Source organism: Hamadaea flava, from assembly GCF_024172085.1.
Lineage (GTDB): Bacteria > Actinomycetota > Actinomycetes > Mycobacteriales > Micromonosporaceae > Hamadaea > Hamadaea flava.
On the sequence record NZ_JAMZDZ010000001.1, the window covers coordinates 2818019 to 2830910 of the forward strand.

At 67.8% G+C, this 12892-nt stretch carries 12 protein-coding genes and 1 pseudogene; 4 read left to right on the plus strand and 9 right to left on the minus strand.

The window, feature by feature from the left end; genetic code table 11:
* Window positions 1-365: 365 nt before the first annotated feature.
* The 4 genes and pseudogenes from HDA40_RS13195 to HDA40_RS13210 all read right to left on the minus strand — a co-directional run bounded on the left by HDA40_RS13195 (window position 366) and on the right by HDA40_RS13210 (window position 4536).
* Window positions 366-2156: an NB-ARC domain-containing protein gene (locus HDA40_RS13195; RefSeq protein ID WP_253755445.1), complete on the minus strand. Its 1791-nt coding sequence runs from the start codon at window positions 2154-2156 to the stop codon at window positions 366-368.
* An 11-nt stretch (window positions 2157-2167) separates the two neighbouring features.
* Window positions 2168-2470: a hypothetical protein gene (locus HDA40_RS13200; RefSeq protein ID WP_253763966.1), complete on the minus strand. Its 303-nt coding sequence runs from the start codon at window positions 2468-2470 to the stop codon at window positions 2168-2170.
* A gap of 21 nt (window positions 2471-2491) precedes the next feature.
* Window positions 2492-2575 (minus strand): annotated as a pseudogene (locus HDA40_RS13205) (helix-turn-helix domain-containing protein); the annotation flags it as partial.
* 656 nt (window positions 2576-3231) lie between these two features.
* Window positions 3232-4536 (minus strand): extracellular catalytic domain type 1 short-chain-length polyhydroxyalkanoate depolymerase, encoded by a 1305-nt coding sequence (locus tag HDA40_RS13210; protein WP_253755447.1) that lies wholly within the window; start codon window positions 4534-4536, stop codon window positions 3232-3234.
* Window positions 4537-4789: 253 nt separating this feature from the next.
* On the opposite strand from HDA40_RS13210, the gene HDA40_RS42100 reads away from it, so the two are divergent.
* Window positions 4790-5062, plus strand: a complete 273-nt coding sequence (locus HDA40_RS42100) for a DUF6766 family protein (RefSeq protein ID WP_308197701.1) — start codon at window positions 4790-4792, stop codon at window positions 5060-5062.
* Window positions 5063-5390: 328 nt separating this feature from the next.
* Here HDA40_RS42100 and HDA40_RS13215 read toward each other — a convergent pair whose 3' ends face one another.
* A complete protein-coding gene (locus HDA40_RS13215) occupies window positions 5391-5897 on the minus strand; it encodes a hypothetical protein (protein WP_253755449.1) in 507 nt (168 codons plus the stop codon).
* A gap of 19 nt (window positions 5898-5916) precedes the next feature.
* Window positions 5917-7158, minus strand: coding sequence for an MFS transporter (locus HDA40_RS13220; RefSeq protein WP_253755451.1), 1242 nt, complete (start codon window positions 7156-7158; stop codon window positions 5917-5919).
* Between the two features lie 96 nt (window positions 7159-7254).
* On the opposite strand from HDA40_RS13220, the gene HDA40_RS13225 reads away from it, so the two are divergent.
* Both HDA40_RS13225 and HDA40_RS13230 read left to right on the plus strand, forming a co-directional pair.
* Window positions 7255-7770, plus strand: a complete 516-nt coding sequence (locus tag HDA40_RS13225) for a winged helix-turn-helix transcriptional regulator (RefSeq protein ID WP_253755453.1) — start codon at window positions 7255-7257, stop codon at window positions 7768-7770.
* A gap of 223 nt (window positions 7771-7993) precedes the next feature.
* The gene (locus HDA40_RS13230; protein ID WP_253755455.1) at window positions 7994-8494 is read left to right on the plus strand and encodes a hypothetical protein; all 501 of its coding nucleotides are present in this window, start codon (window positions 7994-7996) and stop codon (window positions 8492-8494) included.
* A 157-nt stretch (window positions 8495-8651) separates the two neighbouring features.
* Here HDA40_RS13230 and HDA40_RS13235 read toward each other — a convergent pair whose 3' ends face one another.
* The 3 genes from HDA40_RS13235 to HDA40_RS13245 all read right to left on the minus strand — a co-directional run bounded on the left by HDA40_RS13235 (window position 8652) and on the right by HDA40_RS13245 (window position 11860).
* A complete protein-coding gene (locus HDA40_RS13235) occupies window positions 8652-9440 on the minus strand; it encodes a DUF899 domain-containing protein (RefSeq protein ID WP_253755457.1) in 789 nt (262 codons plus the stop codon).
* Between the two features lie 575 nt (window positions 9441-10015).
* Window positions 10016-10954 (minus strand): hypothetical protein, encoded by a 939-nt coding sequence (locus HDA40_RS13240; protein ID WP_253755459.1) that lies wholly within the window; start codon window positions 10952-10954, stop codon window positions 10016-10018.
* 327 nt (window positions 10955-11281) lie between these two features.
* Window positions 11282-11860, minus strand: coding sequence for a TIGR03086 family metal-binding protein (locus tag HDA40_RS13245; protein WP_253755461.1), 579 nt, complete (start codon window positions 11858-11860; stop codon window positions 11282-11284).
* On the opposite strand from HDA40_RS13245, the gene HDA40_RS42105 reads away from it, so the two are divergent.
* Entirely contained in the window at window positions 11859-12770 is a 912-nt protein-coding gene (locus HDA40_RS42105; RefSeq protein ID WP_308197702.1) for a helix-turn-helix transcriptional regulator, read from the plus strand. The genes HDA40_RS13245 and HDA40_RS42105 overlap by 2 nt on opposite strands.
* The last annotated feature ends 122 nt before the right edge of the window (window positions 12771-12892 follow it).

The window sequence follows — 12892 nt, forward strand, 5'->3', positions numbered from 1 at the left end:
AGCGAGTCCAGATACTTCGGGCCGGCGCAGCCGAATTCGATCGCCGACGCCACCCCGCGCAGAACATCCGCACAACTATGCCGCGATCCGGGATTCGTGGATCAATCTGCCGAGGACCTGCCGAGACTTGATCTTCCGCGCCGGGAGCGGGATGACGTTGGGATGGGCGGTGACGCCGAGGATGTGCATGATGACGGTCGCGACTCCACACGGTCCGGCAACACCGCCCGACCAGCGACGTTCAGATGAAACGGGGTCAGTGAACGGCGGATTCACTCGTCGGAAAGTCGGCCGGCTCGGCGCGCCGTCATGATATCGACCAAGAGCGAGACGGCCAGGAGCACCCGGTATTGGTCCGGCCCGTCTCACCGCGCGTCGAGGTCGGCCAGCACCCGCTGCGCCTCGGTAATGGATTCCGCGTGGCTCCAGCCTTCTTCGCAGAGCCGGAGGGCGCGACGTAGATGGTCCCGGGCGAGGTCGACCGCCTCAACCGCGCCGTGCGCCTTGCCGAGTGCGATGTGGACCAACCCGATGAGGCTCAGCGCACCGAACTCCTCGGACTCGGGCAGGCTGACCACCGCGAGTTCGACCGTCTCGCGCCATCGCCCCGCATCGGCTAGTGCCGCGATCATGTTGGCCAGTGCCACGACCTTCGCCACCCGGGCGGGTGCCGGAGCGAGGGGCCGCTCGTCGATGGCGCGCAGGACCAGGTGAAACGCGTCGATGGCCTCCTCGGTTTGGCCGGACCGACGGAGGGCGATCGCCCCACCTGTGCACGACTGGACATACATGTCATGGTTGTCCGCGGCGTCGCACAGCTCCTGTGCACGGCGGTAGGCGGGCACCGCCTCGGCGTACTCGCCCGCGCCACGCCACGCCACGGCCACGTAATACATCGCATTGGCCTGCTCGGTCAGGTCGCCCAGCTCATCGGCGAGGTGGTATGCCTGCATCGCGAGCGCCGCGCCCTCGGCGTGCCGCCGTTCACAGACGCTGGCGGCCCACGAGGCGTAATTCAGGTGCGTGATCTCCTGCCTGCGGTCGGGCAGCCTCGCCGCCGCAGCCCGGGACGAGTAGTAGATCTCCGGCCAGTGCGGCCAGTCGATGGAGCGGTCGGAGTCCCAGTGCATCGCTTCGGCGACGTCGACGACAAGCTGATCACGTCCAGCGGCGGCAGCGGCTCGGAACGCCGCGAACCAGTTGTCACTTTCCGCCTGCAGCCAGGCGTTGGCGTGTTCCTCGGTATCCAGCGAGACCAGACCGCGCCACGTCTTCGGCGGAGCGCCGAATCCGGGCTCGAACCATCGCCCGGCCACGATCGCCGTCTCCAGCAGCCAGTCGTGCATCCGGTGCTCCGTCGACGTACGCGTGTCGACGAGCTCCTCGTGACGCAACCGGTCGGCAGCGAAGAGCCGCAGGAGATCGTGGAATCGGAAGCCATCCGCCCCGTCCGCGAGAAGCAGTCCCAGGTCGACCAGCTCATCAAGGAGGTCTTCGGCGGCATACACGTCTTCATCGCTGAGTGTTGACCCGGTAGCGGTGAGCACCGCTGCGATCGGCACCGCGAAGTCCGGACCGGGAACGTGGGCAAGGCGACGGAATATGGTCTTTCCCTGCTGGTGGAGCCGGTTATACGAGAGACCGAAGGCGGCGGCCAGGCTGACGTCCCCCGTCGCCAGGTTGGCTAGACGCCGATCGGCGTCGGCGAGTCGCTGGGCAAGATGACCCATGGTCCAACCAGGACGGCTGGCCAACCGGGTTCCGGCGATCCGCAACGCCAACGGCAGGTTGCCACACATGGCCGCCACTGCGCTCAGTTCCGCCTCCGGTGCCGACCCCGCGATTGCCTCGAGCAAGCCTTCGGACTCTGCCTCGGACAGCGGCGGCAGTCCGATCCGGATGATGCCCTCCAGCCCGCCCAGGCTGCGCCGACTCGTCACGATGACCATCCCGGCTCCGGTGTCCGGAAGTAACTGGCGGACCTGGGCCTCGTCACCGGCGTCGTCGAGAACTAAGAGGCAGCGCCGCTCGCGCAGCAGCATGCGCAACTGGCTGGAACGCTTGCCGAGGTCGTAGTCCATGGTGCGGGGGTTGACCTCCAAAGCGCGCAGCAGGCGGGTGAGCGCCTCCCCCACCGGCACCGGCGTCACACCCATGCCCTGAAGATTCACGTACAACTGCCCGTCGGGAAATCGATCGCGCAACTGCTCGGCCGCTCGGACAGCCAGCGCGGTCTTACCCAGCCGCCGGCCCCATGCACCACGAACACCGGCGTCGGATCGCCAGCCGACGCCTTATCGGCGGCCGCCGTGAGCAGCGACAGCTCGTCGGCGCGCCCGACGAAGTCACCGAGACCGCGCGGAAGCTGACCCACACGCAGCCACCCGGCCGTGCTCTCCGCGCGTCCGGCCCGCGCCCGTTCGATCAGCCCGGCGCGATCAGCCTCGTTCAGCGCCAGCGCATCGGCCAACGCGACGAGCGTACGCGCCTGCGGTGTCCGGCTGTGCCCCCGCTCCATGTCGCTGATCGCGCGAGCGCTAACGCCGGAGGCATCCGCCAACTCCTCTATGGTCATGCCGGCCGCACGACGGCACGCCCGCTACATCTCTGCGAAGGACACGCGAGCCCCCAATACTGGAATCTGGCGAATCGCGGCCGACGCGTCATCGAGTGGCCCCAGACCATGATCGCTGATCGGGGCGTCGAATACGTGTCCGCTGTTCGGCTCGTTTCGCGCCGGGACCCAAACCCCGCAGGTCTCCGACGCCAATCCCGGTCCTGCGAAGCCGCGACTATCTGCCTGACTTCGAAATCGGGTGCGATGGGTGAGTCATCGAGGCCCCTTCTGAACCGGAGAAAAGGTCAAGACCCGCCCGGTCGATTCCGCCGGACACGTCGCTCGGCGCGAGCGACGGTCAGATCACCGTCTCGCGCTCGGACGTTGGCGCGCTGTCGACGCTGTGGTTCGTCTCTTCGTCCTGCTCACGCTGGGCGGTGGGGCGCTCTTGCTGATCCCCGTTGTACGCACGACGCTGAACCGAACCCGTGGCGTGGCACCAACCGGACGATGGGGCGGAGTGCCCGGGCCGGGTTGGGTGCGGTCGTCGGCCTGACCGTTTCGGCGCTGATCGCCGGCCGGTGTCGCGTACACCAAGCTGACGGCGCTTTGAGCCGTCCCGCACGAGGAGGTGTTGCCCTGCGGGCCCGGGGCAGCAACACCTCCTGGGCGGGTTACGGGCTGGTGCAGGAGAGAGTCGGTACGGCGGCGCTGCCGTTACCGAGGAATCCGTACGTGGTGGAGCCGTTGGCCGCGACCGCGCCGTTCCAGGTCGTGTTCTTGACGGTATAGGTAGGTGGGCTGCCCGAGACCGTGCCGTTCCATACCTGAGAAACGGTGACACCGCTGGGGAACGTCATACGGACGGTCCAGCCGGTGATGGCGGAGGTGCCGGCGCGCACGGTTACCTCACCTTGGAAGCCGCCGGGCCACATGTTGATCTGCGAGTAGGAGGCCGTGCAGGCGCCCGTTGTCGGTGGCGGGCTGCTGGGCGGCGGGCTCGACGGTGACGGGCTCGACGGTGACGGGCTGGGCGAAGTGGTGATGCCGAAGAACGCGATCGCCGCGGCGGCCATTCCGGTCGACGGCAGGCTGTGCCCGGCGCCTTGGATGCTGTACGCCTCGGTGAGGATGGTGCCGGAGGCGTTGGCGTAACGGCGGCGGTTCCAGCCCGCCTGCGGGGTGTCGGTGGACGTCGGCGTCTGGCTCAGGCCGAACACGTTGGTCCACTGCTCGATCTCTTCCTGCAACAGTTGGTACGGAACGAGCGTGTCGCTGGTGCCATGCCACAGTTGTACGCGGGGGCGGGCGCCGGTGTAGCCGGGGAATGCCTGGCGGACAGCGTCGCCCCATTGCTGCGGCGTGCGGTCCATGCTTCCGCCGGTGCATTGGCTGGTGCCGGGCGGGTAGTCGGCGGCGTTGGCGAAGCAGTTGAACGGCACACCCATGAACGCGGCGCCGGCCTTGAACACGTCGGGGTAGAGAGCGAGCATCTGGTTGGTCATCATGCCGCCCGATGAGCTGCCGGTGGCGAAGACCCGGTTGGGGTCGCCGCCGTACTGCTGCTCGGCGTAGCTGACCATCGACATGATGGAGACCGGATCGCTTCCCCCGCCGCGCCGCTTGGAGGCGTCGGACCAGGTGTCGAAGCAGTTGCCGAAGCCCGCCTGCTGCGTGGCGGTGGGATAGATGACGATGAAGCCGTACTGATTGGACAGTGCCGCGAACTCGCTGCTGGCGTAGAAGCCCGGTCCGGACCCGCCGCAACCGTGCATGGCGACCACTATCGCGGCGTTGGCGGGGCGGACGTCGGGAACATAGATGTGCATCCGCATGCCGCCTGGGTTGGCGCCGAAGCTGGTCACCTCGGTCAGCGTCGCGGCGGAGGCGGGCGGGGTGAGGCTGGGGGCGACAAGCGTCGGGACGGTCACCGCAAGGACCGCGGCCACGCCGACGAGCGCCTTTTGATGAGGTTTCACGCGCTTCCTTCCTCGAACATGATCCTTCGGATCGGGCACGGCGCGGCCGGACGGTTCGCGTGGCGGCGTGCCCGTCGTGGTGGACGCATGGCGGGTCGCGCCATGTGGGGGTGTCACCGGCTTGGTCTGGGACGACGCCGGCTGGGCATGTTCCGATCGACCCGCCGTGGTGCCTTCGCTGCTGGGATCGGCGGGCAGAAACATTACATTTAGTCTGCCTGCGGTCCGCATAAGTGTCAATCGACAGTGTCAGATGTGTTCGAGACCGGCTCCGCCGGGCCAATCATCACCGGGCGAGCAGACGCAGTGCCGGCGGCGCGGCCCGACCACTTCGTACGCTCGCTCCGCGAAAGTGCCGGCGATACATCCCCACCAGCAGTCGAGGTCGCGCTTGAGATGCCACGCCAGCCGCCGGGGCAGTCCGATCCGCGTGTGGCACTTCGCCGGCACTACGGACTTCTGGGTCCAGTCGATGCAGAACTGGCAGAGCGAATTCCTCGCGGTCGCCGCGCCCGTTGCTGCTTAGCCTCGCGCTAGGCCAAACGCGGTTCGCCGCGGTTCAAACCCGTCACCGCTCCGCACGCGTAGGCGGGTGCGCAATGACACCAGGCTTCGCCAGTGTCTCCGGCAGCGCCCGAGCCACCGGGTGCCCGGGCGTTGCCGGCGAGATGCCGTGGCCGGTCGATTTCAGGCTTCGATGGACTTGCGAGTACGCCGTTCGGATCGCCCAGCGGAGGCGGAGGCGCAGGCCGCGGTTTCATAGCGGGTCGTTCTGACGCGTTCTCGGTCGCCGCCTTGTTGATCAGGGCCACCACGGTGGCCGGGTACCGCGGGAGGATGGCCGCGACGCGGGATCAAACGATCCTGGTCCACATGGTGACCCAGTTGAGGTCGTCCCAGGTGGTGCCGCCGTCCCAGGAGAAGCGTTGAGCCCATTGGACCTCGTCGGCGTTGAGCAGATCCCACTCGTAGCGTACGAGGATGGGCGTGCCGTCGAACTCGTCCGGGCCCTCGAAGATCCCGCGATCGCCCTCGAAACGGCCCTCGACGGGCGCGTCCAGGACTCCCGGCAGCCGCGACGACATCCACCAGATATGCCACGTTCGGGTCGACGGCACGAAAAGGCGCAAGGTCGCCCCTTCCACGGCCTGGCCACCGGGGTGCATGATCGCGGTCTCGAAGTTGCCCAATCCCTCCAGGATCGGGCCGCAGTCGCAGGTCGCCTCGAACTCGACCCACTCGGTGCAGGCCCGGTCAGTGACGTCGGCAAGCTTGCGGATCGCGCCGTGCCACCGGCCGAAGAAGAAGTCGAAGTCGGCCCGGCCGTCGGCACGATGTTCCAGGGTGATCTGTTCGGTCATGCCCGGACGCTAACGCCGGTCAGCTGACATCTTCTGTCAGGGGGACGGCGACGCCTTCTGCCGCCGACAGCCGAGGCGAGACCGGTGGGGTCGGGCGGGCAGCCATCGTGATCACTGCGGCCACCGCGACGGCGGCGGTGGTGATCGAGGTGGTCGTCGTCCAGCCGAACCACGCGACGGCTGCGGCGCCGAACATCGTTCCGAGGCTGCCGCCGACGAAGTAGGCCACCATGTATGCGCTGTTGAGTCGTGCGGGCGCGGCCGGGTTGAGGGCCAGCACCATGCTCTGGTTGGCGACCTGGGCCGCGAAGAGTCCGGCGTCGAACAACGCGAGGCAGACCAGTGTGGCCACCGTGCTGTGGAGCATGAAGCCGCTCAGCAATGCGGCGCCGCCGGACAGCATCAGTCCGGCCAGGATGACCTTCCGGGCACCGGCCCGGTCGGTCCAGACCCCGGCGATCTGGGTGGCGGCGATGCCGGACAGGCCGGCCAAGGCGTAGAGGCCGATGCGTTCTGCGGGGTAGGAGTATGGCGGCTGGGACAGGGCGACCGCCAGGCCGGCCCAGACGGCGCAGAAGCCGAAGAACCACAGGGCGCCCCTGAACGCTGCCAGCCGCAGCGCGCCGTAGCGGGCGAACAGGCCGGGAAGCGTACGTAGGCCGGCCAGGTAGCTCCCGGTCACCTGGCCATGCGCGGTGGGGAGTACGGCGAGGCAGCATGCGGCAAGTACGCCGCAGGCGGCGGCGACGATGACGAGCATGGTGCGCCAGCCCAGTTCGTCGGCCAGCCAGCCACCGCCGATCCGGCCGGCCAGGATTCCGGCGGAGATGCCGGCGGTGACGATGCCGAGGCTGGTCGCCCGCCGGTGCGCGGGGGCGAGCCGGCCGGCGATCGAGCTCATCCCGGCACCCACCACCGAGCAGGCACCGATGAGGGCCATCAGGCCGGCCAGTGGGATCACTTGCCGGACGGCGGCCGCGGCGGCCAGTGCGAGGCCCAGCACGGCGAACTGGCCAGCGAGTACGCGTGCCGGCGACCACCGGTCGACCAGCGGGACCAGTGCCACCAGGCCGAGCATGTAGCCGACCGGGCCGGCGGCGAACGCGATGCCGACCACGGCGATACGCGTGTGAGTGGATGCGGCGACGTCGGCCACCGATGGCTGCAACAGGTAGATGGTCGACGTACCCAGCGCGGCAGCCGCCGCCATGAACAGCACCACGACGATGGGCAGCCCGGGTTCGTTCCTGTGCTCGGTCATCGTTCCCCTTCGCTCACTGAGGTTCGTTTTCCGAACCCCAGCGACGCTACCACGGTTCGGGTCTACTTTCCGAACTCGGAGCTAGACTGGGGAACCATGGCAGGCACGTACGAAGCGCAGAACTGCACGCTGGCCCGGGCGCTGGAGCTCATCGGCGAGCGCTGGACGCTGCTGATCATCCGTGACGCGTTCTACGGCGTCCGGCGCTTCAACCACTTCCGGGACCATCTCGACATCCCGCGGGCCGTTCTCGTCGAGCGCCTCGCGACCCTGGTCGACAACGGCGTATTCGTGCGTGCGCAGGACCCCGACCACGCCGCGCGGCACCTTTACGACCTGACGCCGCTGGGCCGCGACCTCTGGCCGGCGCTGCATGCCCTGCTGTCGTGGGGCACCCGGGTGGCCGGTCCCAACCAGCTGCGTTTCGTGCACGTCGCCTGCGGCAACGAGATCGACGACCACGGCAACTGCCCGGCATGTCACGTCGACGTGCCCCCGACGGACATCGCCACCGAACCTCGCGACGGCAAGGCCCGTGGGCGTACGGACGCGGTCGCCGTCGCATTGCGTCAGCGGCATACGCTGCTACAACCGCTCGATGCCAGCTTGTGAGTCCCGTTCCGCAACCGCCACTGTGTAGCTGACACGGCGGAACGACCAGGCCGACGCGCTGCCGGTCGGCATCGCAGTGCTCACCGCGACCTGGCTGACCACGGTCGCCGTCACGAGGCGATCGCGGCACTGCGCGCCTTGATCGAACTTTCCTCGACCTACGTTGACAGACCCCATCGACGATCCGCTGGGTAGCCAACCTTCGTCTGCCATGATCGGAGCCGTGACCGGCCGCTTCGTCCCTGATAACGCAACTCCGGCCCCCTCTGTGGTTGCCGCACAGCTGACCCTCGGCGCACTGGACATCGACCGCGTCCCCTGGTGGGCGGCGCAATGGCTGTCCGAGGGCATCGACGGCCCGGCGCTGCGAGAGCTGGCGGGTCTCGGTACGCGGGACCAAGCGGTGTACGACTTGTTGCCCGCCGCGATGGCAGAGATGGCGATCGACCTTCCCACCGGCCAGGTCGCCGCCGCGGTCGTGATCTTCAACGATCTTGCCGCGATGTGTCTCGTCGGCCGCGCAGACGAGCGGTGGGTCGCGGCGAAGGTCGAGGAAGTCGTGGTGAACAGCGACTACGCGCCGGAGGTTGTCGCCTTGCCGCTGGGCAAAATCTGGAACGCACCGGATTACTGGGGCGGCGAATGGCTGCCAGAACTCCGTGAACTCATCCGCAAGGCGTGCCAGCACCAGCTACACCTCGACGGTCCTAACCATGGCAGCTGAGGGCTGGAGGTCGCTCCGGACGGCTCGGAACCTACCTGCGGCGTGGAGCAGATGTGGAGCAAACCCCTGTCGCAACTGCACGCAACGGCTCTGAACTGGGCATCAACAACACCCAACTGCACCGGGGTGAGGTTGTAGATCCATGGCCGGGCCCTGGTCAGACGTCGTACTCGTCGGGCAGGCGCAGGTTCGGACCGCCGACCTCCAAACCGAGCGGAGTAGCTCGTCCCCCGGGCTCCTCCCAGGCCTCCTGCCGGCCTAGCGCGGTGAGATCGAGGTACTGGTCGCCGCTGTGGAACTCCTCGATACCGCGGCCGTAGGTGGAGTAGGTGTGGAAGACGTCCTCGCCCACCCGCAGGAAAGTGCTGACGCCCGGCATCTCCGTGCCGCGCATGCTCTCCGTCCACGGTCCGCCGGTCCATGGAGTTCCGACCTCGGCCAGTTCCGCCTCGGTGCGATAGTGCAGCAGCACCGGGGAGACCCGGTCGTCCAATGTGGTGTGGAAGTCGTAGTTGAAGTCGCTGCCGTACGAGGAGAACCAGGGGAACGTCCAGCCCATCCGCTCACGGAACGCGGCGATCTTCGCGTACGGTGCTCGGGACACCGCGACCAGCGTGGTGTTGCGGACGTGCAACTGGCGCAGGCCGGCGATGCCGTCGGCGGCCGAGGAACAACTCGGGCACATCGCGTCCCACTCTGGCGCGAACATGAAGTGGTGCATGACCAACTGCGTACGCCCCTCGAACAGATTGAGGAGGCTCGCCGTCCCGTCCGGACCTTCGAACGCGTACGACTTGTCCATGCGGACCATCGGCAGCCGCCGGCGCGCGGCATTGATCTGGTCGCGAGCCCTGGTCGCTTCCTTCTCGCGCTGGAGCAGTTCCTTCCGGGCCGCCAGCCATTCGTCGGGTGACACCACCTCGGGCAGGTTTCCCACGACGGTCATCTCGACTCCTCCCGCCGACGCGTCCGTGACGCGGTCATTGGCAACTACTTGGTTGCAACCCAAAGTATCGCAACCCAATGGTTGCGTCAAATCGGCCAGCCGCCGTGAAGTCGCCCGCCCGTTTCGCGGACCTATGAGGGCATCCCGGCCAAGAGACTGGCTGCTCCCACGAACTTCCGCAAAGCAGCACAGAAAGGCTCCGGGTGAAGGAGTCAGGCTGTCCAGCTGAGCGGCCGCTCTCCGAGCGTGGCAGCACTACAGCGACTTCCCGCAGCTACGACAGGTGGACTCGCGAGGGTGGCGCGTCAACCAGTCCGGGGTCAGTCCCGCACGCCGACACCACTACCGTGGCCACCAAACTCGGCATCTCCACCCGCACCGCCTGCCGACACCTGGCCGCCCAACGGTTGACCGAGTCGGACACACCCCACTGAAATGGCCGGACTCACCCGACCCGCGGAGACCCGACGACCGTCCGCCCGACACATCAGATCTGTGCGCTGAAGCAATTCTTGGGCCGCGTGTTCCATCAGACCCCGAGACAGGCACCCATGGCCGAATGCGCCTCGGGCCGGTCATCGACTGTGGCGCCAGAGCCCGTCGTCGTCGGTGCTGAGCCACGAGCCGTCCCCGAGGGGTTCCAGGTCGTACGCGTCACGAGTCTGGATGTCGAGCGTTCCGTGAACCTGCCCAGTGCGCGCGTCGACGAGATGGTGCTGGTGCCACTGCTGTTCGTCCTCGGTCTCTCCGCCGATCGACACGATGGCGGTTTGAGAGTCGAGATAGCCACCGGCCCACTCGACGTACGCCTCGTCGGGGTCGTAGCCGAAGGACTCCACCGGGATCCGGGCAAGCACCTCACCGTCGGGGTACGCGTGGAAGGCGACGTCCTCCTGGTCGTGGTGGACGGTCATGAAGTGGTGCCCGTCCGGGGCCAGGCCCACGAGGCTGCGGTCGGTCCATGGGTAGGCGGTCAGTTCGATGACGTCCCGGTCGAGACGGCCGCGGTAAACCCGTGATCCGTCCTGCCCCTCGCCGACGTCGAGCAGCATGTGCATGCCGTCCGGGTGGGCTGACTGATGCCCGCCGTGACCGGCGCAGTCGAGTTCGGTCCGGGCGATGATGGCCCCCGTCTCGGCGTCGATGGCGAGCCAATGGTCCAGGCCGTCGCCGCGCCCGGCCATCGCGTCAGGCAGGTAAAGCCACACCATTGTCCCGGCCGGCGAGAACGCACAGTGCGCGCTGGCGTTATACAGCTCTTGTGCCCCAGCGCCGAAACCGAGCCGCCACAGAATATCGCCCTCGCGGTCGATGCAGGCCATCTCGTCGGCCGTCGTATACACCGCTCGCAGTAGGTTCGCCGCTACCGCATGGTCTTCCACCTCGACGGCTGCCCTGACGGGAAACGTGGCGGCCGGCACAGCCGGCGAGTCCCCCGCCGGGCTCCCGGAGAAGTCGTAGGCGTGGACAGAGCCTGCCACGAAGCGGGTCACCACACGAGGCATCGCAGTCATGTCACCCAAGGCTAGCCGTTCGTGGATGACCAGCGCAGGCCGGGTCGAAAGGCCACTCGGGCATCGACGAGTGGCCAATGACCCGCTGGAGTTGTTCAGGCAGCGGAACCGTGAACGGCCCAACTTTCGGCCAGATGCTGGAGACTCCGGGTCCTTCCCGCACACGATGCGGCTGGGGACTACTCATTCCGTGATGGCGGCGACGTCAACGGCCATGGCCTGGTACGCGCGGATGGGTTGGCTCATCCCCGAAACGATGGGCGGGCTGCTGATCAAGCGGCTCGCCCACCGCGCCCCATCGGGCAGCTGACGACCGGTGATCTCAGGTCATGAAATCCGTCCTGTGTCGGGGTTCCGGCCGATGAAAGCGACCAACCGGTCCACAGCAGACGCATCAGCGCTGACGTCGACTTCGTAGCCGAAAGTTCCGCCTGGACCCCGGTAGGCGGGCAGCAACATGCCGCGGGCCGCATCGAGCGCCGCCTGCGCCTCCGATTCGGTGTACGGCACCGGTTGGCCGGTCGCGACCGCGAGGTCCCACCCGTGCCCGACGTACTCGATCAGCATCATCCCGAGCACCGCGGTGCCGGGCAGTTCGGACGACGTCATGCGCAACGGCCGGTCGGCAGCACCGGACTCGAACGCCATGACGGCCTGCCGACCCACAGTGGCGAATTCGACGGCCGGATCCGCGCCGCATCGGTATGCGCTCGGGTCATCGTGATAGTCCGCTCCAGCGGCCCGGGCGGCGAACATGCTCAGCCACCCGACCAAGTGATCAGTAAGCGCCGCCACGTCATAGTCTGGACACGGGGTCGGCAGTGCGCGTTGCGCGGGCTGGATCCCGGCCAGGAGCGTGGTCGTCTTGTCGATCACAGCGGCCAGATGGGCGGTGTCTGCGGGCATGAATATCCTCCAGGGGAGTGGCACCAGCAGCGATGCTAGGCCGGAGTCGGTCGGTGGTCTTGAACAAACGCGTCAACTTGGGCCTGCTCGTCCGGCGGTCGAGGATTCGCGAGGCATCCTGCGTCCGCACGAGAGCCTGCGCGCATTCCGACGCAGCCGATCCGCGGCACCTAAGCCGCTCGCGGCCCACCTCGACCTGTTCTGGCACGTCGATTGGGATCTGCCAGGCGGCGTGGTCCACCATCAGCGGCTCCTGACGCTCCCGGCGGTCCACGTGGTGATCGATGCGCGCGACGCCACGGTCGTCGGTCCACTGCGGCGGCCCTGGGCCCGCGACCTCAGCGGCCACGGCTGGGCACTCGGCGTCATGTACCGGCCAGGCGCATTCAGAGACACGCTCGGTGCACCAGTCAGCACGATCACCGACCGTAGCGTCCCGATGAGCGAGGTGTTCGGCCCGAACTGCACCCGATTCGCCGCCGCCGTCCGGGGCGCCGCCACCGACGAGGAGCGCTTCGCCCTCACGGCGGACTTCTTCACGAATCAGCTGACGGCACCGTCGGCTGAGCAACTCGCCGCGACCTCCGCAATGCAGCGCGTCATCGACGACGAGGCGATCATCAGGGTCACCGACCTCGCACAGACGTGCCACCTGAGCATCCGGCACCTCCAGCGGCTGTTCGCCGACCACGTCGGCGTGACCCCGAAGTGGGCAATTCGCCGGTACCGGCTGGCCAACGCGGCCGAACGGGTGGCGAGACGGCAGGAGGTGCAATGGCAGATAGTCGCGCACGAACTGGGCTACAGCGACCAGTCACACCTGGTCCGAGACTTCACCGCCGTCATCGGCATGTCCCCGGCCCGCTACGCCGACGCCTGTCGTACGCCAAGCCCGGAGCGTTCGCCATGAAAGGTCATGATCGTCGGGACGGAGCTCGGCGAGCGACCGTCGACACAATTACAGCGGACGATGGCGCGGATCGCCGAGGACGACGAGCTCCAGCGACTGTCGGCCAAGGCATGCGATGTCAT

Coding starts and splice junctions, on each gene's coding strand:
- HDA40_RS42105 (WP_308197702.1), top strand. CDS start 11,859: ATGAATATCCTCCAGGGGAGTGGCACCAGCAGCGATGCTAGGCCGGAG.
- HDA40_RS13225 (WP_253755453.1), top strand. CDS start 7,255: ATGGCAGGCACGTACGAAGCGCAGAACTGCACGCTGGCCCGGGCGCTG.
- HDA40_RS13235 (WP_253755457.1), bottom strand. CDS start 9,440: ATGACCGTCGTGGGAAACCTGCCCGAGGTGGTGTCACCCGACGAATGG.
- HDA40_RS13240 (WP_253755459.1), bottom strand. CDS start 10,954: ATGACTGCGATGCCTCGTGTGGTGACCCGCTTCGTGGCAGGCTCTGTC.
- HDA40_RS13215 (WP_253755449.1), bottom strand. CDS start 5,897: ATGACCGAACAGATCACCCTGGAACATCGTGCCGACGGCCGGGCCGAC.
- HDA40_RS13220 (WP_253755451.1), bottom strand. CDS start 7,158: ATGACCGAGCACAGGAACGAACCCGGGCTGCCCATCGTCGTGGTGCTG.
- HDA40_RS13245 (WP_253755461.1), bottom strand. CDS start 11,860: ATGCCCGCAGACACCGCCCATCTGGCCGCTGTGATCGACAAGACGACC.
- HDA40_RS42100 (WP_308197701.1), top strand. CDS start 4,790: ATGTGTTCGAGACCGGCTCCGCCGGGCCAATCATCACCGGGCGAGCAG.
- HDA40_RS13195 (WP_253755445.1), bottom strand. CDS start 2,156: ATGGGTGTGACGCCGGTGCCGGTGGGGGAGGCGCTCACCCGCCTGCTG.